Raw genomic sequence first — 19,403 nt, 5'->3', positions numbered from 1 at the left:
GATATCTAGCGGGATCTTCCCGATCGCATGTTCTCGGCGATGGCCACGAAATCGCGTGCCGCCTGCGGCAGGCTGGAGCCCTTGCGCCAGACCATACCGACCTGCACGACGGGCAGGGCGCCCGAAACATCGCGGCTCTCTATGCGGTCACCTTCCAGCGACCAGGGGCGGTAGACGAGATCGGGCAGCAGCGCGACGCCGGCGCCGGTCGCAACCAGGCTGCGCACGGCTTCAACCGAGCGGGTGCGGAAGGCGACATGCGGGCGGGCGCCGAGTGCGGTCAGCAGCTTGCCGGTATTCTCCTCGATTTCATCCACTGTCAGCATGATCAGAGGCTCGCGGGCGATGTCGGCAATTGAGATGATATCCGCCGAAACCAGCGGATGCCCCATCGGCAGCCACAGGCGATAGGGTGAGGTTTCCAGGATTTCGGCCTGCAGGGCCATTCGATCACGCAGATTTGAAATCACCATGACGGCGACATCCAGCTCGCCACCGACCAGCAGATGCTCAACGTAACTGCCATTGTCCTCGATGGCGCTGACCTCCACACCTGGACAGGCGCGGCGATAGCGTGCCAGCAGATCCGAAAGCACATAGCCCGCAACGAGCGAGGTGACGCCGATATTGAGCGTGCCGGAGGGTATGTTCTCCTGGCCGGAAAAGCTGGTGCGGGCGTCGGAGACCGTTGCCAGGATTTTCGTGGCGTGCCGCAGGAACTGATGGCCGTTGTGGGTGACTGACAATCCCCGCGGGTGTCGATCGAACAGCACAACTCCAAGGTCGTTTTCGAGTTCCTTCAGCGCCTCCGTTATCGAGGATTGGGAGATCGACAGGTTCTGCGCGGCGCGCGTGACCGAACCCTGTTCGGCAACGGCGACGAAATATTGAATCTGGCGAAGCGTGAAGGCCATGGCATTTTAGAGCACGTGCTCGAGCGATCTGGCAAGCTTGCGAATGGCTGGACCTTTTTTGGTATTTATTCAATTCGAGACAAAGTCGGACGGTCCACTTAAAGATTCGGAAACGTCATTTCCCTAGCTTCACAGTCACTTGTATTGCGTTGGAGTTTTCAGATGGCGGAGCAGTTGGCGTGAAGGCCTTACTGCGCATATTCCGGCCTTCCCGGAAATTGGCTTTGATCATCGGTGGTAGCGCCCTGTTAGCGGGCGTTTCCGGCGGTGCTGCGGTTTATGTCGGTAAAGACAGGCTGCTCGGTGATGAGGAATCCGCCGATGGCGTGGCCTGCACCGACGTCAATCTGGTGACGATCAAGAAGCAGGATCACGTCTGGGTCCGCAAGTACATCAAGACCGAACCTGTTGACGGCATGACGCGCATCAAGACGGCGTTGCGTGTCGCCCAGGCGGTCTATGAAGCACAGAAGCCCGACCTCGTGCAGGTCGTTGTCCTCGACGAGAATGGTCCGACCTTGCGCTCGGATATTCGCGGCCGGGCGATCGGTGCCGATGTGGTCTATATTGCGCATCCCGACAAGATGGTCGAAGGGCTCGACGACAAGCCCTATACGGCCCGTTATTATGACGGCAAGGCGAGCGAGCAGGGCCTCTTCTATGGCGAGCGCATCGAATTGCCGGACGATCGGATCGCAGCGCTGAATGCGAGCCTCAAGGATCCAGCCGATTGCATCGATCCGGTTGCCGTTGCTTCCACCAAGAAAGAGAGCAAGCCGGCGGCCAAGGAGCCCAAGGAACCGTCTGCTGAAGAGCAGGCTGCAAAGGATGCAGCCACTCCGGCAGAGGAACCCCCGGCCAAGAGCGGACATTAAGCCGATCAGGCCGCGGGCCTGATGCTTTCCCTTATCAAGGATATATCGCGCCCCGGTGGCCGGCCGAAGAAGCGCGCATATTCCCTGGTAAATTGCGAGGCGCTTTCATAGCCTACGGCATAGGCGACAGACGATGCGTTTCCGGATTGGGCAATCAGAAGCTGGCGGGCCTGCAGCAGACGAATACGCTTCTGGAATTGGATCGGGCTCATCGCCGTCACGGCTTTGAAATGGCGGTGAAAGGCCGAGACGCTCATGGAGGCGAGGGCAGCGAGCCTTTCGACCTCGATCGCTTCGGCGTAGTGCTCGCGAACCCAGCGGATGGCGAGCTTTATCCGCGCCAGGGCACTGTCGGGTGCTGCGATATCGTGCAACATCCAGCCTTGCGGTCCCTGCAGAACACGATAGAGGATTTCACGCTCGTAGGCCGGGGCAAGGGCAGGGATATCCTGCGGGCGTTCCATGAGCTGCAGCATTCGTAGCCATGCGTTCAGGAGTTCCGAGGTCATGCGGCAGACCGAATAGCCGCCGCTTTGCCCGTCCCGATAGGACTGTGGTGGAAGGTCCATGAGAAGGGCTGTGACCCTTGCCGGATCAAGCGACAGACTAACGCCGACATAGGGCCTGTCTGGACCTGCCTGCTGGACTGTGCCGGTTGCGGGCATATCGATCGAGATCACGAAATAGCTGGTGGGATCGTAACAGTAGTCCTGGCCGGCGATCGTCAAAGTCTTCCTGCCGTCCAGGATCAGGTTGACCATCGGTTCGTAGACGGCGCCGAGCTTGTGTTCGGGGATCTCCCCTTTGACCATAAGAATGCCGGGTATGCCGGTTTCCGTCGGCCGGTTTTCGGCATGAGCCGTCAAGCGGCGCATCTCTTCGAGCATTGTTTGCATGACGAAATTCTGGACCAGGGTGGAACGGAGCGCAAGGCAAAAGCAGGATTAGGCAAGAACGAGGCAGTTTCCGGCGGAGCGCAGATCGGCTGTTTCCCATAGCTTCCGGCTGTCAAAGCAAAGGAGATAGAGATGAAAATTGCAATCATCACCGGCGGCAGCCGGGGCATCGGTCAGTCGGCGGCGCAGGAATGTGCAAGGCGAGGCATGGGTGTCGTCCTCACCTATAACAGCTACAAGCCTGGTGCGGACGAGGTCGTTGCCGAGATCAAGGCGGAAGGCGGCCAGGCCGTGGCGCTTGCCCTCGATGTCGGCGATGCCGACAGTTTCCCGATCTTTGTGGAAGAGGTCAAACGACTGCTCTCTACCTATTGGGGTCGCGGCGATTTCGACTGCCTCGTCAACAATGCCGGTTTCGGCATTTTCAATCTCATGGAGACGGTGACCAAGGAACAGTTCGACGCTCTCACGAATGTCCATCTGAAGGGACCGTTCTTCCTGACGCAGGCACTTTTACCGCTGATGGCGGATGGCGGCGTGATCCTGAACGTGACGAGCGCTTCCGTGCGCGTCGCAACGGCCGGTGTTGCGCCCTATGCAGCACTCAAGTCCGGACTTGAAACGCTGACCCGCTATCAGGCGAAGGAATTCGGTGGCCGCAGGATTCGCGCCAACGCCATTTCGCCCGGCGCTATCCGCACCAACCTCGCCGACGCTGCGCTGGACAAAAATCCGGAATTTGCCGCGCTGCTCGCTTCACAGACAGCGCTTGGCCGTATCGGCGAAGCCGAAGATGTCGGCCGGGTCATCGCCATGCTAGCTTCCGACGATGCGGCTTGGGTCAACGCGCAGACGATCGAAGTCGGTGGCGGTTACATGATCTGAGGGAAGGGCTTCAAAACAAAACGGAGCGTCCTTTCGGGCGCTCCGCTTTTTCATCTGAAGAATCCGTTTCTCAGTCGGCCTTGTTGCGGCGGGCTGGGAAGAGGATGACGTCGCGGATCGACGGTGCGTTGGTCAGTAGCATGATCAGGCGATCGACACCGATGCCGAGACCGCCGGCGGGCGGCATGCCCTGGTCGATCGCATCGAGGAATTCCTCGTCCAGCTGCTTTTCCTTTTCACCGCGGGCATGGGCCTGTTCGAGCTGCTCGACCATGCGGCGGCGCTGCTCTTCCGGATCGTTGAGTTCCGAGAAGGCGTTGCCGAGTTCCCAGGCATTGCAATAGGTCTCGAAACGTTCGACCAGGCGCGGCTCGCCCGGCACTTCCTTGGCGAAGGGTGAGATGTCCTTCGGGAAATGCGTGACGTGCGAGGGCTGAATCAGCGTCTGCTCGACCTTCTCTTCGAAGATGAAGGCGAGGCATTCGCCCCAGGTCCAGTCCTTCTCGACTTCGAAGCCGGCAGCCTCGGCTGCGGCGCGGGCTTCCTCATCGGTCTTGATCGCCAGGAAGTCGATGCCCGTCACTTCCTTGACGGCATCAGGCATTGGGACGCGCTTGAACGGCCCCTTGAAGGACATGGTCTTGTCGCCGAAGGGGAATTCGGTCGTGCCGTGAATGGCGAGCGCCAGGCTCTCGAACAGCCGCTCGACGAGGTCCATGATGTCCTCGTAATCGGCATAGGCCCAGTAGCACTCCATCATGGTGAATTCCGGATTGTGCCGGGTGGAGACGCCTTCATTGCGGAAGTTACGGTTGATCTCGAAGACCTTGTCGGTGAGGCCCGAAACCAGCGTGCGCTTCAGGAACAGTTCCGGCGCGATGCGCAGATACATGTCGAGCTTCAGCGTGTTGTGATGCGTCTTGAACGGCTCGGCGGTAGCACCGCCATAGACCGAATGCAGCATCGGCGTTTCGACTTCCATGAAGCCGTCATTTTCCATGAAGCGGCGGATGCCGGAGAGGATTTTCGAACGCTGCTGGAAGCGCAGCTTCGATTCCTCGTTAGTCATGATGTCAAGGTGGCGCTTACGGTAGCGCAGCTCGATGTCGGACAAGCCGTGCCACTTTTCGGGCATCGGCAGCAGCGACTTCGTCAGCATCTCGATCTTCTGGGCATTGATCGTCAGTTCACCACGCTTGGTGCGGCGCACGATGCCGGTGACGCCGATGATGTCGCCGATGTCGATCATCGGCAGAAGCGCACGCGCTTCTTCCGGGGTCGTGTCCTTGTGACTGAAAATCTGGATCTTGCCGCCGGCATCGTGGATGTCCATGAACATGCCGGAGTTGCGCGACGAGTAGACGCGGCCGGCAACCGTCACGACATCCTGTGTCTCGACGTCGGGTTCCAGGTTCTCGTATTTCGCAGCTAGCTCGGCATTGGTCAGCGTGCGGTGGAAATGCGCCGGATAGACGTCGCCGATCTGCTCGCGCAGCAGCTTCAGCTTCTGGGCGCGCACTTCCGTTGCATCGGAAGAAAGGGTGCTTTCGGTCTTGTTGTCAGCCATTGTCGAAATCCTCTGACTGTTCTTACTTCGCGCCGACGAGGGCGGCGACCGCCTGCGAGGCGAGCTTCAGGCGCTGGCGAACGACCGAGCGGCCGAGGATCGCCATGGAATCGAAGAGCGGCAGCGAGCGCGACGAGCCGGAGACGGCGACGAAGAGCGGGGCTACCACGACCTTCAGCTTCTTGCCCATGCGGTCGGCGATAGCACGCAGTTCGGCTTCGATCGTTTCTACGTTCCATTCCAGGATCTTTTCGAGATCCGGCTGAACCGTGTTGAGGATCTCGAGGATCTCTTCCGGCGGCGACTTGATCTTGGCGAAGTCGGACGGCTGCAGGCCAAGATCGGACTTCAGCAGGAAGCCTGCAAGATCCGGCAGTTCGCCGAGCTTCGAGATACGCGTCTGCGACAGGCGCAGGCCTGCCATCAGGCGATCGTTTTCCATCGCCCAGTTGAGCACGCGGTCACGGAAGTCCTCTTCGGACAGCTTTTCGCGGATCCAGCGGCCGTTCAGCCAGTCGAGCTTCTGGATATCGAAGATCGCACCGGCCTTGGACAGGTTTTCCGGATCGAACTTTTCGGAGAGCTCGTCCATGGTCAGAAGTTCTTCGCCTTCGGAGATCTGGATGAAGAACAGGCCGAGGAAGTTCATCACCGCTTCGGGGATGTAGCCGAGCGCGGAATAATAAGAAATCGAGGTCGGGTTCTTGCGCTTCGACAGCTTCGACTTGTCGGCATTGCGCATCAGCGACAGATGCATGAACACCGGCTGGTCCCAGCCGAAATAGCGATAGAGCAGAATGTGCTTCGGCACGGATGCCAGCCACTCTTCGCCGCGTGCCACATGGGTGATCTTCATCAGATGGTCGTCGATGACGTTGGCCATGTGATAGGTCGGCATGCCGTCCGCCTTGATCAGCACCTGCATGTCGACGGAATCCCACGGGATCGACACATCGCCATAGACGCCGTCGGTGAAGTCGCACGAGCCTTCGGTCGGGATCTTCATGCGGATGACGGTGGTTTCGCCAGCGGCCATGCGCGAGGTGACTTCCTCGGCCTTGAGCGTCAGGCAGAGACCATCATATTTCGGCGGCTTGCCGGCAGCGCGCTGGCTTTCGCGCATCTGCTCCAGCCGCTCGGGCGTGCAGAAACAGCGGAAGGCATGGCCCTTCTCCAGCAGCTCCTGGGCGTAGGGCTGATACATGTCCTTGCGGTCGGACTGGCGATAGGGGCCGTAGGGGCCGCCGATATCGGGGCCTTCCTTCCATTCCAGCCCGCACCATCTCAGCGCATCCAGCACCTTGGTCTCGAATTCCGGGGTCGAGCGCGTCGCATCGGTATCCTCGATGCGCAAGATGAACTCGCCGCCGTGCTTCTTGGCAAAGAGATAGTTGAAGAGAGCGATGTAAGCGGTGCCGACATGCGGCTCGCCGGTCGGCGAGGGAGCGATGCGGACGCGGACGCCGGAAGCTGTCATTTTATGTGCCCGTCAATGAATGCCGAGCGGCTTTTCAATGAAAGCGACGTCCGGCCTGGAGAATGCAGATATCTATCAGAAATCGGCTGGAGCAAGGCGTCTGCCCGCATAATCCGCCGATTATCCGTGTGGCTGCGCTTAGGCCATATTCAAAAGGGCGCGTCAAGAAAAACCGCTTTCGACGGCCTACTTCCGGCCCGCCGGAGCGGAGGTCATTGGGCAATATATTAAGCTCTTCCATCCATTATTTTACTCATTGAACAATCATTGATTTTTTACAGGTCATATTATGCGCGCCCCTTTCCTGCGTCTCCTCGGAGATCGCCGCGGCAATTTCGGTATCCTGACTGCTCTCGCGATCGTCCCACTGCTCGGCGCCGCCGGCATTGCGGTCGATTATGGAAGCGCTCTCGAAATTCATTCGGATTTGATGGGGGCTGCGGATGCCGCAGCACTTGGCGCGATATCGTCAAAATCGCCGGCTCTGATTGCTGCCCAGCAGATGAAGCAGGATGGCGAAGTGGATGTCGGCGATGCCGACGGCAAGACGCTTTTCCTGTCGCAGCGCGACGTGCATATCGGCACGACTGCGCTCGACGTAGACGTCAAGGTCATCAAGTCGGGAGGAGACATCAGCTCCAAGGTGACCTTCACGGCACAGGTTCCGACAACCTTCATGCAGATCCTCGGCCAGGACACGATGACCGTGACCGGTGTTGCGACGGCGACCTATGGTGCCGAGAGGCGCATCTATACCGATTTCTACATGCTGCTCGACAACACCCCATCGATGGGGATCGGTGCCACGCAGGCCGATATCAACAAGCTTGTCTCCGTCTCGGCCAATGCTCAGGACGCTGCCGGACGGAACTGCGCCTTTGCCTGCCATATGTCGTGGACCGGCAATGACGGCACCGTGCATGACGATACGTCCAGCAATTTCTACATCGCTCGCGCCAATAACGTGACGCTTCGCATCGACGTGGTGGCGCAGGCCGCCAAGGCGCTGATGGATGACGTGACAAGCCTGCGCACCTCGCCGGACCAGTTCCGCGTCGCAGCCTACAACTTCGGCAAGGCCGCAAAGGAGCCCGGCTACGGCATCCTGAAAGTCGCCGCGCCGACGATCGACATGGCAAGCATCGCCAATGCCGTGGGGCAGGTGACGCTGATGACGACCGACCACCACGGCTACAACGAGGACGCGCTGACGAGCTTCGATACTGCGCTGACAAACATGGGAAATGAGATCAAGGGAAATGGCGGCAACGGCACGAGCACAAGCGACCGCCAGACCGTGATCTTCTTCGTCACCGATGGCCTAGGGGACAGTCGCAAGCCTTCCGGCTGCACCGGCTATCTCGGCTGGGCCGATGCCGATCGCTGTCTCGAACCCATCGATCTGAAATATTGCTCGCAGCTCAAAAGCCGCAATATCAAGCTCGCGATCCTCTACACGACCTATCTTCCCATTCCGACGGACCCGATCTGGAACCGGGCGATCAATCCGACCTTCGGCACGCAGATCGGACCGAAGCTCAAGGAGTGCGCTTCGGATGATCTTTTCTTCGAAGTGAAGCCTGGGGACGACATGAAGACGGCGATGTCGGTGCTCTTCAGCAAGGCGGCCGGCGCTGAGAAAAATCTCCGCCTCACTCAGTAAGGCGGAGATAGTCAGCTAAACCGTGCGGCAAGTGCGGCCTTAGTGGCTGCCCTCACGCTTTCGCCGGCGCGCGTTCCTCGCGAACATATTCAGTATCTCGACGAGGGCCGAGAAGGCCATGGCGGCATAGACGTAGCCCTTCGGCACGTGGAAGCCCATGCCATCCGCGATCAGCGTCGTGCCGATCATCAGCAGGAAGGCGAGCGCCAGCATGACGATCGTCGGATTGCGCTCGATGAAATTGGCGAGCGGCGTTGCGGCGACAAGCATGACCGTGACGGCAGCGATGACGGCGATGATCATGATCGGCAGATGCGGGGTCATGCCGACGGCGGTGATGATGCTGTCCACCGAGAAGACGAGATCGAGCAGCAGGATCTGGCCGATCGCCGAGGCGAAGCTCGTGCCTGTCTTGCCTGCAATGAAATTCTCGTGCTGATCCTCCGGATCGACATTGTGATGGATTTCCTTGGTGGCCTTCCAGACGAGGAAGAGACCGCCGGCGATCAGGATGAGATCCTTCCAGGAGAAGCCGTGGCCGAAAAGCTCGAAAAGAGGTTCGGTGAGCTGGACGATCCAGGCGATGGTGCCGAGCAGGGCAAGACGCATGACGAGAGCAAGGGCGATACCGGTCTTGCGGGCTCTTTCCCGATGCTCGGGCGGCAGCTTGTTGGTGAGGATGGAGATGAAGATAAGGTTGTCGATCCCGAGAACCACTTCCATCACCACGAGCGTGACAAGCGCCACCCAGGCAGCCGGGTCCTGAATGAGCGTCATGATATCCTGCATCGGCGTATTTCCCCCTTGCGTCACATAAGGACGCGGACAATGTATCGTTGCGGACCTGCCGGGCAAGCGCCGCAAGGGGGTATACGAAAACGATCAGGCTTTTATTCCTTGATCGGCAGCCAGATTTCCGTTCCGCCCATCCCCGTGTGGGGATCGAAGCGCTCATCGTAGCGTTCGAACATGTCGGGCATGCTGCCGTGTTCGAGGCCTGAAGTCGGCCACCAGTTGCCGAAGATCAGGTCCATCGTGACCGGTATACCGGAAACATGACCGCGGTGAGAGAAGACGGCGTAGCGCTGGGTCGGCAACTTCAGTGTCGCAAAGCCATCCGGCAGATCGTCGGCGTCGGACACCTCTGCCGCCGCCATATAGCGGAATTTCTCGGCCTCGCCGTCGATATGGGTACAGATTCCGTAAGCGACATTGCCCTTCTGGTTGGGTATATGGCCGAAATGCTGATTGAACTTCTGCCAGAGCGAGGGGATCGCGGCATTGCCGCCATAGGCGTAGGTTTCCTGGAGGCCGGCAAAAAGCATCGGCTGCAGGGTTTCGAAACGCGGCGGTTCGAGATCGGTAAGGTTTGCGGTTTTCATCCTGATAGGCTCCATCAAAGCGAGGTTGCGAATGTGCCCCTGTCGGCGCACCGCTTCCGGTGTCATGCCGAATTGGTCGCGGAAGGCACGGGTGAAAGCCTCGTGTGAGCCGTAGCCCGCATCGAGGGCAACTTCGAGGATGCTGGATGAGCCTGAGATGAGGGACAGCGCGGCACCGCTCAGGCGCCGTGCGCGGATATAGCCGCTGATCGAATGGCCGGTCACCAGACCGAAGACACGCGACAGGTGATAGCGCGACAATCCGGCGGCTTCTGCGATCTCATCGAGGCTTATATCAGTTTCGAAATGGCTCTCGATGAACCATATCGCCCGTCCGATGGCGCTCATCTCTTCTCCCCTGGTTGCCGCCTCATTCCTAGAGGAAATGCGGCGGCCGGATTTGATCGCTATTGCGCAAATCCGGCAGAAAACCAATCGGGGTCAAGATGGGATCAGGCGGGCTCGTGCTTGCGCACGCCATAGGCGGCCATGAAGACATAGATCGCGCCTCGGATGACGCGCTCGATCTCGTTGCGCGGCGGCGGGCCTTCCATGTTACCGAAGAGACGCAGCTTGAAGAAGCTGCCGCTTGCAAGGTCGAGGAACTGGCCGGCGGCGAGATCTATATCTTCGATCTTCAGGGTGCCGGCTTGCACGTGCCGCTCCAGGAAGTCGTGCATGATAGTGCGCAGGTTCTGCGGCCCCTTGAAGAAGCGCTGACAGAGAAGGGGCATGCGCTCACGCACACCGAGCACGGTGCGCATGGCATCGATGACCTTGTCTTCGGTCATGTGGGTAACGAAGGTTATCCCGAATTCGTACAAGCCGGCCTCGACATCGTCGTGCTCCGCAAGGACCATGCGCACGGCTGCGACGAAGGCGGCGCGCTCGGTCTCGACCATGGCGTGGAAGAGTTCTTCCTTGTTGGCGAAGTAGACATAGAGCGTTCCCTTGGAGACGCCGGCCTCGCGGGTCACGTCGTTCATGCTGGCCGCGTCGAAGCCCATCTTTAGGAACACGCGCCTGGCACCATCAAGGATCTGCTGGCGCTTGGCAGGATCCTCACCCGCAGCAAAGCGGCCTCCCGGAACGGGTGGGCTGAATACGGCGGTATCCTCGGGCTTCAGTGTCATGTCTCCTTAACCGTCTTGGCGAATTCATGTTTTCTTTTAAAGAAATCGAACCGATTGGTTCTATGCATCTTGATATGAAGTCAAAAACCATTTATGTCAACTGAACCGAACCGTTCAGTTCGATTATTTTACTCCAGATCGGTAGCTTGTCCATGTCGACAAACCAGAAAAGCAACGTCGCGCGCATCGTCAGCGAAAATGCCGACGCCGAAGAGGCAAAAGCGGAAACCGCAGTTCCCGTTGAAGCCCCGAAGGCCGAGGCACCGCAGACGGCTCCCGCGCAGTCCGCGCCTGCTGTCGCACCGGCTCCGTCTGCCCCGAAGAAGCGCCGTAGCCTCGTGCTGCCCGTCGTCGTGCTCGCTTTTCTCGCCGGTGCCGGCTGGTATGGCTACGACTGGTGGACGAATGGCCGCTTCATGGTGTCGACCGAGGACGCCTATATCGAGGGCGATATCGCGACGATCTCGCCGAAGGTCACCGGCTATGTCGCGAAGGTGAATGTTGTCGCCAACCAGGAAGTCAAGGCAGGCGACGTTCTCGCTACCCTTGATAACGGCGACTACCAGAACGCCCTCGACCAGGCGAACGCTCAGATCGAAACCGAGCAGCTGTCGCTCAGCCGAATCGATGCGCAGATCGAAGGCGCCAAGGCCAGCCTCGTGCAGGCCCAGGCCCAGAAGACTGCCCTCGAAGCCACGGTGCGCGGCGCAGAGATCAAGCAGAAGCGCCAGAGCGACCTGCAGGCGAAGTCGGTCGGCACCACGGCCGATCTCGATGATGCGAATACGGCGCTCGATCAGGCCAAGGCAAACCTTGCCGGCGGCGATGCCAACATCGTTTTCGCGCAGGCCAACATCACAATCCTCGAGGCTCAGCGCAAGGAAGCCGAAGGCTCCGTCCGCACGATGGAAATCCAGCGCGACAAGGCTGCCCGCGACCTTTCCTTCACGGTGCTGAAGGCACCCTATGACGGCGTCGTCGGCAACCGTTCGGTTCAGGAAGGCGATCTCGTCTCGCCTGGCCAGCGATTGATGGCGCTCGTGCCGACGCGCCAGCTCTATATCGACGCCAACTTCAAGGAAACGCAGATCCAGCATCTCGTTGCCGGCTCGAAGGTGAACGTCCATGTCGATGCCTATAGCGATTATCCTGTTGTCGGCACCGTTGAATCGATTGCGCCGGCCTCCGGCTCGGTCTTCTCGATGCTGCCGCCGGAAAATGCGACGGGTAATTTCACCAAGATCATCCAGCGCGTGCCGGTTCGCATCGTCTTGCCACAGGATGCGCTCGATAGCGGCCGCCTGCGCGCCGGTCTCAGCGTCGTGGTCGACGTCGATACCCGCACGGCACCGGTGAAGTAAGGCCTTAGGGCGGAGGTAGTCCCATGGCCGGCAGCGCGACAGCAACGGCAGGTTCGATCCCGGCAGCGCCTGCGCATGCCGCCGATCGCATGGATCCCAAAAGGCTCATCGCTTTCTTCGCGATGGTGCTCGGCATGTTCATGTCGATCCTCGACATTCAGATCGTCTCCGCTTCGCTCGCCGAAATCCAGGCAGGCCTGTCTGCCGGCACGGACGAAATCGGCTGGGTGCAAACTGCCTATCTGATCGCCGAAGTCATCATGATCCCGCTGTCGGGCACGCTGGCGCGTATCATCTCGACACGGTATCTCTTCGCAATCTCGGCTGCCGGTTTCACCATGGCGAGCGCCCTGGCCGCAACGGCGACGAACATCGACCAGATGATCGTCTACCGTGTCATTCAGGGCTTCATCGGCGGCGGCATGATCCCCTCGGTCTTCGCGGCCGCCTTCACGATCTTCCCGCCGTCGAAGCGTGCGATCGTCTCGCCGATCATTGGCCTCATCGCCACGCTGGCGCCGACCATAGGCCCGACGGTCGGCGGTTACCTGAGCCATGCCTTCTCCTGGCACTGGCTGTTCCTGGTCAATATCGTGCCCGGTATCATCGTCACGATCGTCACCTGGAACTTTATCGATTTCGACAAGCCGGAACTGTCGCTCTTCAAGAAGTTCGACTGGTACGGCCTGCTGTCTATGGGTGTTTTCCTTGGCGCACTGGAATATGTGCTGGAAGAAGGCAATTCGAACGACTGGTTCAACGATAGCTCCATCGTCATCGGCGCCGTTGCCTCCGCCGTCGCCTGTGTCGTCTTTTTCTACCGGGCCTTCACGGTGGAATTCCCGGTCGTCGATCTCACGGCCTTTGCCAACCGCAATTTCTCCTTTGGTTCGGTGTTCTCCTTCGTCATGGGCATCGGCCTTTACGGGCTCACTTATATCTATCCGGTCTATCTCGGCCGCATCCGCGGTTACGATTCGCAGATGATCGGCGAGACGATGTTCGTGTCGGGCCTTGCGATGTTCTTCACCGCGCCGATTGCTGGCCGACTGTCGACGAAACTCGACCTGCGTTTCATGATGGCGATCGGTTTCGTGAGCTTTGCGGCCGGCACCTATATCATGACGCATCTGACGCAGGACTGGGACTTCTACGAGCTCTTCATCCCGCAGATCCTGCGCGGTTTCGGCCTGATGATGTGCATGGTGCCGATCAACAACATTGCGCTCGGCACCCTGCCGCCGCAGCGTATCCGTGGCGCATCCGGCCTCTTCAACCTGACGCGTAACCTCGGCGGCGCCGTCGGTCTTGCTGTTATCAACACCGTGCTGACCACCCGACAGGACGTGCACTACGAGCGTCTGCGTGAAAACGTGCACTGGGGCAACACGGCTGCGATCGACCAGATGAACAACATGACCAACAACTTCAATAATTGGGGTCTGGATGGTGCGAATGTTGCAGTCAAGCAGATGGTCGGCTTGGCCACCAAACAGGCGATGATCCTTTCGTTCGGCGACATTTTCCTGATGCTGACTGTGCTTTTCCTGGCGATGGTCCTTGGCGTCTTCATGATCAAGAAACCCGCGCCGCAAGGCGGCGGGGGAGGCGGTGGCGGCCACTGACCTCCGGCCGTCATTGCAAGAAAGGCCCTCTTCGGAGGGCCTTTTTGTTTTTCTGCAYGGGTRGTTTCGCTTCCCTTCAACAGGGTGTTTGCCACCTCGTGCACTTTTTTGATTTACGTACATCAAATTTGGCGCTAATGGTCTCGTCCAGGAGGAATGATGAGGCCAACCGTTCATGATATCGCCGCTGCGGCGGGCGTCAGTCTTGCGACCGTGGACCGGGTTCTGAACCAGCGGCCGGGCGTACGTCATGTGACGCGGGAGAAGGTCGAAACCGCGATCCGCGATCTCGGCTATGTGCGCGACGTGGCCGCTGCAAACCTTGCCAAAGGTCGCGTCTATCCGCTGACCTTCATCCTGCCCGCCAGCGACAACTCATTCATGCATGGCCTGAATGCCGAAATCCGCACAGCGATCGCGCGTTCGGTCGCCGAGCGTACGGATATCCGCATCGTCGAGGTGCCCGCCTTCGATCCGCAGGCGCTGGTGCGTGAGTTGGAAACGCTCGCGGCCGAAAAGCCCTCCGGTGTTGCACTTGTCGCGACCGATGCGCCCGATGTGCGCTCCGCCGTCGACCGGTTGGTGAAAGATGGCATTCCGGTCGTCACGCTCGTTTCCGATCTGACGGGTTCGCTGCGCCACCACTATGCCGGCGTCGACAATATTGCGGCAGGGCGTACCGCTGCGCGCCTGCTCGGACGCTTCCTCGGCGGCGCCAAGGGCGAGATTGCCATTCTGGCCGGCTCTATGCTGGTACGCGACCATCGCGAACGCCTGGAGGGCTTCGCCGCCGTCATGGCTCAGGAGTTTCCGGCGCTGCATTTATTATCGGTTCTCGAAGGCCGGGACGACCCTGAAGTTGCCCACATGCTGATTGCCGATGCGCTTGGGAAGAACGACGGCATCATCGGCATTTACAGCCTCGGTGCCGGTAACCGCGGTTTGATCCGGGCGCTGAAGGAAAAGGCCGTCGACAGGGCGCTGACGGTGATTGCCCATGAATTGACGGCACATACTCGCGCTGCCCTTCTCGACGGCACTATCGACGCAATCCTCAATCAGGATGCCGGCCATGAGGTGCGCAGCGCGATCCGTGTTCTCAAGGCAAAGGCGGACGGGCTTTCGGTCATCGACGCACAGGAGCGCATTCGCCTCGACATATTCCTGAAAGACAATCTGCCGTAACGGCAAAGGGAGAAATACCACATGTATCTGGGTCTCGATCTCGGAACTTCGGGCGTCAAGGCGATGCTGATCGACGGCGATCAGAAGATCATCGGCTCCGCCAATGGTTCGCTCGACGTCTCGCGTCCGCATTCCGGCTGGTCCGAACAGGAGCCGGCCCATTGGGTACGCGCAACGGAAGAGGCTGTTGCCGGCCTCAAGGCCAAACATCCGAAGGAGCTTGCAGCCGTCAAGGGTATCGGCCTCTCTGGCCAGATGCACGGCGCCACCCTGCTCGACGCCTCCGATAAGGTCCTGCGTCCCTGCATCCTCTGGAACGATACGCGTTCCCATATTGAGGCTGCGGCCCTCGACGCCGATCCGCGCTTCCGCAAGCTGACCGGCAATATCGTTTTTCCGGGCTTCACCGCACCGAAGCTTGCCTGGGTCGCCAAGAACGAGCCCGAGATCTTCGCCAAGGTCGCTAAGGTTCTGTTGCCGAAGGACTATCTGCGCCTCTGGCTGACGGGTGAACATATCTCTGAGATGTCCGACTCAGCAGGTACGTCCTGGCTCGATACCGGCAAGCGCGCCTGGTCGTCGGAATTGCTGGCTGCGACCAATCTCGACGAGAAGCAGATGCCGACGCTTGTCGAAGGCACGGAGCAAGGCGGCAAGCTACGCGGCGAGCTCGTTTCGGCCTGGGGCATTTCCGGTGATGTCGTCGTTGCCGGTGGCGCTGGCGACAATGCGGCTTCGGCCTGCGGCATGGGTACGGTCAGCGATGGGGCTGCTTTCGTTTCGCTCGGCACGTCGGGCGTTCTCTTTGCCGCCAATGCCGCCTATCTGCCGAAGCCCGAAAGTGCTGTTCATGCCTTCTGCCATGCGCTGCCGAATACCTGGCACCAGATGGGCGTCATCCTCTCGGCGACCGACGCGCTGAACTGGCATTCGTCGGTTACCGGCAAGTCGGCCGCCGATCTCACCGGCGAAATCGGCGAAGGCCTGAAGGCGCCGACCGGCGTCACCTTCCTTCCGTATCTTTCGGGCGAGCGCACGCCGCACAATGATGCGGTCATCCGCGGCGCCTTCATCGGTCTTGAGCATGAAAGCAGCCGTGCGGTGCTGACACAGGCAGTGTTGGAAGGCGTCTCCTTTGCGATCCGCGACAATCTGGAAGCGCTGCGTTCGGCCGGTACTGATATTTCCCGCGTCACGGCGATCGGCGGCGGCTCGCGTTCGCGCTACTGGCTCGCCTCGATTGCGACCGCGCTCGACGTTCCCGTCGACATGCCGGCGGACGGCGATTTCGGCGCCGCCTTCGGTGCTGCCCGCCTTGGCCTGATTGCGGCAACAGGTGCTGATCCGGTTGCCGTCTGCACGCCGCCGGTCACTGCCGGCACGATCGAGCCTGTCGCCGCCCTCAGCGGCGCCTATGAAGATGCCTACAAGCGCTACCGCTCCGTCTACCCGGCGATCAAGTCGCTGGCCCATTGATCCATCCATAAGAACTGAACCCAAGGAGAACCCAAATGAGCACCGGATTTTTCGGCGACATTCAGAAAATAAAGTACGAAGGCCCTGACAGCACCAACCCGCTGGCCTTCCGTTACTACCAGCCGGACGAAATCGTTCTCGGCAAGCGCATGGAAGACCATCTGCGCTTCGCCGTCGCCTATTGGCACACCTTCACCTGGCCGGGCGGCGACCCCTTCGGTGGCCAGACCTTCCTGCGTCCGTGGTTTGAAGACACGATGAAGGCCGCCAAGCTCAAGGCCGACGTTGCGTTCGAATTCTTCTCGCTGCTCGGCGCGCCCTACTACTGCTTCCATGACGCCGACGTGCGCCCGGAAGGCAAGAATTTTGCCGAAAACACCAAGAACCTGAACGAGATCGTCGACTATTTCGCTGAGAAGCAGGCTGCCACCGGCACCAAGCTGCTCTGGGGCACGGCGAACCTTTTCTCGAACCGCCGCTATATGTCGGGTGCGGCAACCAACCCGGATCCGGATGTCTTTGCTTTCGCTGCTGCGACGGTCAAGACCTGCATCGACGCCACGCAGAAGCTTGGCGGCGAAAACTATGTTCTGTGGGGCGGCCGCGAAGGCTATGAAACCCTGCTCAACACCGATATCGGCCGCGAGCTCGACCAACTCGGCCGCTTCCTCAACCTCGTTGTCGAGTACAAGCACAAGATCGGCTACCAGGGCACGATCCTCATCGAGCCGAAGCCGCAGGAGCCGACCAAGCACCAGTACGACTACGACGTCGCGACCGTCTATGGCTTCCTGAAGAAGCATGGCCTCGAAAACGAGGTGAAGCTCAACATCGAGCAGGGCCATGCGATCCTGGCCGGCCACTCCTTCGAGCATGAGCTGGCACTCGCCAACGCGCTCGGCATCTTCGGCTCGATCGACATGAACCGCAACGACTACCAGTCCGGCTGGGATACCGACCAGTTCCCGAACAATGTTCCGGAAATGGCGCTCGCCTATTACCACGTTCTGGCAGGCGGCGGCTTCAAGACCGGCGGCACCAATTTCGACGCCAAGCTGCGCCGTCAGTCGCTCGACCCGGCAGACCTCCTGATCGGCCATATCGGTGGCATGGATTGCTGCGCCCGCGGTCTGAAGGCCGCTGCCAAGATGATCGAGGACAAGGCGCTCTCCCAGCCGCTCGCAGACCGCTATGCCGGCTGGAATTCGGCTGAGGGCCAGAAGCTCTTCCGCGGCGAATATTCGCTGGAAGAGATCACCCATTGGGTCGAGAGCAAGGACGTCAACCCGCAGCCGAAATCCGGCAAGCAGGAACTGCTCGAAAACATCGTCAACCGCTACGTTTGATGCCGGTTTGATTTCTCATGAGGGCCGGGGAGCGAGAGCTCCCCGGCTTTTTTATGCGCGGATCGACATTGTCTGGTGCTCCCACCGTCCTAATTTCCAGCCGACAACCTACGAGCGGGGATAGTTTCCATGACCGATACTGAGCTTCCAGATCTCTATCGCGGCTATGTTGCGTGCCTGAACAGCCAGAACTGGCTGAATCTCAGCAATTTCGTGCATGAGGATGTCAGTTATAATGACAAGCGTATCGGGCTCTCCGGCTATCGCGAGATGCTCGAAGGCGATTTCCGGGCTATCCCCGACCTGTTTTTCGATATCAGCATGCTGGTCTGCGAGCCGCCGCGCATCGCGAGCCGCCTGCTTTTCGACTGCACGCCGAAAGGGATGCTGTTCGGTCTGCCGGTCAATGGCAGAAGGGTGCGCTTTGCTGAGAATGTCGTCTACGCGTTCATGGACGGCCGGATATTCGAGGTCTGGTCGGTCATCGACAAGGCGGCTATCGAGGCTCAGCTTTAGAACCTAACTCGCTTATCGCTTCTGCCAGTTGCGCGGTGGCGCAGACACCGAATTGCGCACGACGAGATCCGGCCGCAGCAGGATTTCCGTTTCGGCAGGGCGGCCGTCGGAGAGAAGCTCCAGGAGCAGCGCCATGGCCTGTTTGCCGATTGCCGTGCGCGGCTGGCGAATGGTCGTCAGCGACGGGCTCATGAACACGGCTTGCGGTACGTCGTCAAAGCCGGTGACGGAGAAATCCTGGGGGATGTTATAGCCGCGGGCGTTGAGGCCGATCATGACGCCGATCGCCGTCTGGTCGTTGACGCACATGAAGGCGGTCGGCAGCGTGTCACGCATGAAGAGCTGCTCCACGGCATGGCGGCCGCTCTCGATCGTGCCATCGCCTTCCAGCACGATACGCGTGTCTTTCGGCACGCCGGCGGCGTCCAGGCCGGCATCGTAGCCTTGCCGGCGGCGGCTATAGGCGAGGCGGGTGCGGGAATCACCGATAAAGGCGATCTTGCGGTGTCCCTCCGCCAGAAGCAGATCGACGGCTTTCCTTGCGCCTTCCATATCGTCGACGCCGACATAGGGAATGCCGCCATTGAAGACGGGTTCAAAGACGCCGACGCTCGGCGGCAGCTGCGCCGTCACAGTCTGGTGGCCGAAGGGCAGGATGCCGGTAAAGAGGATAAGGCCGGCGGCCTGGTTGGAACTGAAAAACTTCAGATATTCCAGGCCGCGCTGCGCATCATTCTGCGTGTGGCCGATCAGCACGCCGTAGCCATGGGCCCGTGCTTCGTTTTCGAGCCCGATGAGGATATTGGAAAAGTTGGGGTCGCCGATATCGGGTGCCACGACCAGGATCATGTTCGAACGACCGAGCCGCAGGCTGCGCGCCATGGCATTGGTCGTGTAGCCGGTGATCGCGATCGCCTGGTTGACCTTCAGGCGCGTGGAATTGGCCACCTTTTCGGGCATGTGAATTGCCCGCGAAACCGTCGCGATGGAAACCTCGGCGATACGGGCGACGTCTTCGATTGTTGCGGGCGTGGAATTCGACACGGGGCTCTGCCTTGGGCTGTCTTCGCCGCACACTACACAGACTTACCGGGAGGTCAAA

At 60.0% G+C, this 19,403-nt stretch carries 17 protein-coding genes; 9 read left to right on the top strand and 8 right to left on the bottom strand.

All coding sequences use genetic code 11. The features are described 5' to 3' along the window. Positions 1-5: 5 nt before the first annotated feature. Positions 6-914 carry a LysR family transcriptional regulator gene (locus AC1DM5_RS10240; RefSeq protein WP_477818153.1) on the bottom strand — a complete coding sequence of 303 codons (909 nt, stop codon included), beginning with the start codon at positions 912-914 and terminating at the stop codon, positions 6-8. Between the two features lie 179 nt (positions 915-1,093). Here AC1DM5_RS10240 and AC1DM5_RS10235 point away from each other — a divergent pair, with 179 nt between their 5' ends. Beyond that, positions 1,094-1,789, top strand: coding sequence for a hypothetical protein (locus AC1DM5_RS10235; RefSeq protein WP_477818154.1), 696 nt, complete (start codon positions 1,094-1,096; stop codon positions 1,787-1,789). A 5-nt stretch (positions 1,790-1,794) separates the two neighbouring features. On the opposite strand, the gene AC1DM5_RS10230 is transcribed toward AC1DM5_RS10235, so the two are convergent. Beyond that, entirely contained in the window at positions 1,795-2,685 is an 891-nt protein-coding gene (locus AC1DM5_RS10230) for an AraC family transcriptional regulator (RefSeq protein WP_477818155.1), read from the bottom strand. 132 nt (positions 2,686-2,817) lie between these two features. On the opposite strand from AC1DM5_RS10230, the gene AC1DM5_RS10225 reads away from it, so the two are divergent. Then, positions 2,818-3,570 (top strand): SDR family NAD(P)-dependent oxidoreductase, encoded by a 753-nt coding sequence (locus AC1DM5_RS10225; RefSeq protein WP_477818156.1) that lies wholly within the window; start codon positions 2,818-2,820, stop codon positions 3,568-3,570. Positions 3,571-3,640: 70 nt separating this feature from the next. Here AC1DM5_RS10225 and lysS read toward each other — a convergent pair whose 3' ends face one another. Both lysS and gltX read right to left on the bottom strand, forming a co-directional pair. Beyond that, positions 3,641-5,137 carry a lysine--tRNA ligase gene (lysS, locus tag AC1DM5_RS10220; RefSeq protein WP_477818157.1) on the bottom strand — a complete coding sequence of 499 codons (1,497 nt, stop codon included), beginning with the start codon at positions 5,135-5,137 and terminating at the stop codon, positions 3,641-3,643. 22 nt (positions 5,138-5,159) lie between these two features. Next, entirely contained in the window at positions 5,160-6,614 is a 1,455-nt protein-coding gene (gene gltX, locus AC1DM5_RS10215) for a glutamate--tRNA ligase (RefSeq protein WP_477974954.1), read from the bottom strand. A gap of 289 nt (positions 6,615-6,903) precedes the next feature. Here gltX and AC1DM5_RS10210 point away from each other — a divergent pair, with 289 nt between their 5' ends. Continuing rightward, on the top strand, positions 6,904-8,277 hold the full coding sequence (locus tag AC1DM5_RS10210; protein WP_477818159.1) for a pilus assembly protein TadG-related protein: 1,374 nt from the start codon (positions 6,904-6,906) through the stop codon (positions 8,275-8,277). A 39-nt stretch (positions 8,278-8,316) separates the two neighbouring features. On the opposite strand, the gene AC1DM5_RS10205 is transcribed toward AC1DM5_RS10210, so the two are convergent. The 3 genes from AC1DM5_RS10205 to AC1DM5_RS10195 form a co-directional block, all read right to left on the bottom strand. After that, on the bottom strand, positions 8,317-9,066 hold the full coding sequence (locus tag AC1DM5_RS10205; RefSeq protein ID WP_477818160.1) for a TerC family protein: 750 nt from the start codon (positions 9,064-9,066) through the stop codon (positions 8,317-8,319). A 101-nt stretch (positions 9,067-9,167) separates the two neighbouring features. Continuing rightward, positions 9,168-10,007, bottom strand: coding sequence for an AraC family transcriptional regulator (locus AC1DM5_RS10200; RefSeq protein ID WP_477974953.1), 840 nt, complete (start codon positions 10,005-10,007; stop codon positions 9,168-9,170). Between the two features lie 104 nt (positions 10,008-10,111). After that, positions 10,112-10,792: a TetR/AcrR family transcriptional regulator gene (locus AC1DM5_RS10195; RefSeq protein ID WP_477818162.1), complete on the bottom strand. Its 681-nt coding sequence runs from the start codon at positions 10,790-10,792 to the stop codon at positions 10,112-10,114. 152 nt (positions 10,793-10,944) lie between these two features. Here AC1DM5_RS10195 and AC1DM5_RS10190 point away from each other — a divergent pair, with 152 nt between their 5' ends. From AC1DM5_RS10190 to AC1DM5_RS10165, 6 genes are all read left to right on the top strand, one after another. Then, complete coding sequence (locus AC1DM5_RS10190) at positions 10,945-12,153, top strand: HlyD family secretion protein (protein ID WP_477818163.1); 1,209 nt, start codon at positions 10,945-10,947, stop codon at positions 12,151-12,153. Positions 12,154-12,176: 23 nt separating this feature from the next. Further along, on the top strand, positions 12,177-13,778 hold the full coding sequence (locus tag AC1DM5_RS10185) for a DHA2 family efflux MFS transporter permease subunit (RefSeq protein ID WP_477818164.1): 1,602 nt from the start codon (positions 12,177-12,179) through the stop codon (positions 13,776-13,778). 159 nt (positions 13,779-13,937) lie between these two features. Further along, positions 13,938-14,963, top strand: coding sequence for a LacI family DNA-binding transcriptional regulator (locus AC1DM5_RS10180; protein WP_477818165.1), 1,026 nt, complete (start codon positions 13,938-13,940; stop codon positions 14,961-14,963). A gap of 21 nt (positions 14,964-14,984) precedes the next feature. Beyond that, positions 14,985-16,439 (top strand): xylulokinase, encoded by a 1,455-nt coding sequence (gene xylB, locus AC1DM5_RS10175; protein WP_477818166.1) that lies wholly within the window; start codon positions 14,985-14,987, stop codon positions 16,437-16,439. Between the two features lie 35 nt (positions 16,440-16,474). Beyond that, positions 16,475-17,785 carry a xylose isomerase gene (xylA, locus tag AC1DM5_RS10170; protein ID WP_477818167.1) on the top strand — a complete coding sequence of 437 codons (1,311 nt, stop codon included), beginning with the start codon at positions 16,475-16,477 and terminating at the stop codon, positions 17,783-17,785. A gap of 129 nt (positions 17,786-17,914) precedes the next feature. Next, positions 17,915-18,301 carry an ester cyclase gene (locus AC1DM5_RS10165; RefSeq protein WP_477818168.1) on the top strand — a complete coding sequence of 129 codons (387 nt, stop codon included), beginning with the start codon at positions 17,915-17,917 and terminating at the stop codon, positions 18,299-18,301. Between the two features lie 12 nt (positions 18,302-18,313). Here the strand turns inward: AC1DM5_RS10165 and AC1DM5_RS10160 are convergent, their stop codons facing one another. Further along, a complete protein-coding gene (locus AC1DM5_RS10160) occupies positions 18,314-19,345 on the bottom strand; it encodes a LacI family DNA-binding transcriptional regulator (RefSeq protein ID WP_477818169.1) in 1,032 nt (343 codons plus the stop codon). Positions 19,346-19,403 lie beyond the last annotated feature (58 nt).

It is taken from the genome of Rhizobium sp. 01T437 (genome assembly GCF_056398505.1).
The sequence above is the reverse complement of the archived record's forward strand: the minus strand, read 5'-3'. Positions and strand labels throughout refer to the sequence as shown.

Excerpts from the sequence above, each read along its gene's own strand:
- AC1DM5_RS10240 (WP_477818153.1), bottom strand. The coding sequence starts at position 914 with ATGGCCTTCACGCTTCGCCAGATTCAATATTTCGTCGCCGTTGCCGAA.
- AC1DM5_RS10230 (WP_477818155.1), bottom strand. The coding sequence starts at position 2,685 with ATGCAAACAATGCTCGAAGAGATGCGCCGCTTGACGGCTCATGCCGAA.
- AC1DM5_RS10225 (WP_477818156.1), top strand. The coding sequence starts at position 2,818 with ATGAAAATTGCAATCATCACCGGCGGCAGCCGGGGCATCGGTCAGTCG.
- lysS (WP_477818157.1), bottom strand. The coding sequence starts at position 5,137 with ATGGCTGACAACAAGACCGAAAGCACCCTTTCTTCCGATGCAACGGAA.
- gltX (WP_477974954.1), bottom strand. The coding sequence starts at position 6,614 with ATGACAGCTTCCGGCGTCCGCGTCCGCATCGCTCCCTCGCCGACCGGC.
- AC1DM5_RS10210 (WP_477818159.1), top strand. The coding sequence starts at position 6,904 with ATGCGCGCCCCTTTCCTGCGTCTCCTCGGAGATCGCCGCGGCAATTTC.
- AC1DM5_RS10205 (WP_477818160.1), bottom strand. The coding sequence starts at position 9,066 with ATGCAGGATATCATGACGCTCATTCAGGACCCGGCTGCCTGGGTGGCG.
- AC1DM5_RS10200 (WP_477974953.1), bottom strand. The coding sequence starts at position 10,007 with ATGAGCGCCATCGGACGGGCGATATGGTTCATCGAGAGCCATTTCGAA.
- AC1DM5_RS10195 (WP_477818162.1), bottom strand. The coding sequence starts at position 10,792 with ATGACACTGAAGCCCGAGGATACCGCCGTATTCAGCCCACCCGTTCCG.
- AC1DM5_RS10190 (WP_477818163.1), top strand. The coding sequence starts at position 10,945 with ATGTCGACAAACCAGAAAAGCAACGTCGCGCGCATCGTCAGCGAAAAT.
- AC1DM5_RS10185 (WP_477818164.1), top strand. The coding sequence starts at position 12,177 with ATGGCCGGCAGCGCGACAGCAACGGCAGGTTCGATCCCGGCAGCGCCT.
- AC1DM5_RS10180 (WP_477818165.1), top strand. The coding sequence starts at position 13,938 with ATGAGGCCAACCGTTCATGATATCGCCGCTGCGGCGGGCGTCAGTCTT.
- xylB (WP_477818166.1), top strand. The coding sequence starts at position 14,985 with ATGTATCTGGGTCTCGATCTCGGAACTTCGGGCGTCAAGGCGATGCTG.
- xylA (WP_477818167.1), top strand. The coding sequence starts at position 16,475 with ATGAGCACCGGATTTTTCGGCGACATTCAGAAAATAAAGTACGAAGGC.
- AC1DM5_RS10165 (WP_477818168.1), top strand. The coding sequence starts at position 17,915 with ATGACCGATACTGAGCTTCCAGATCTCTATCGCGGCTATGTTGCGTGC.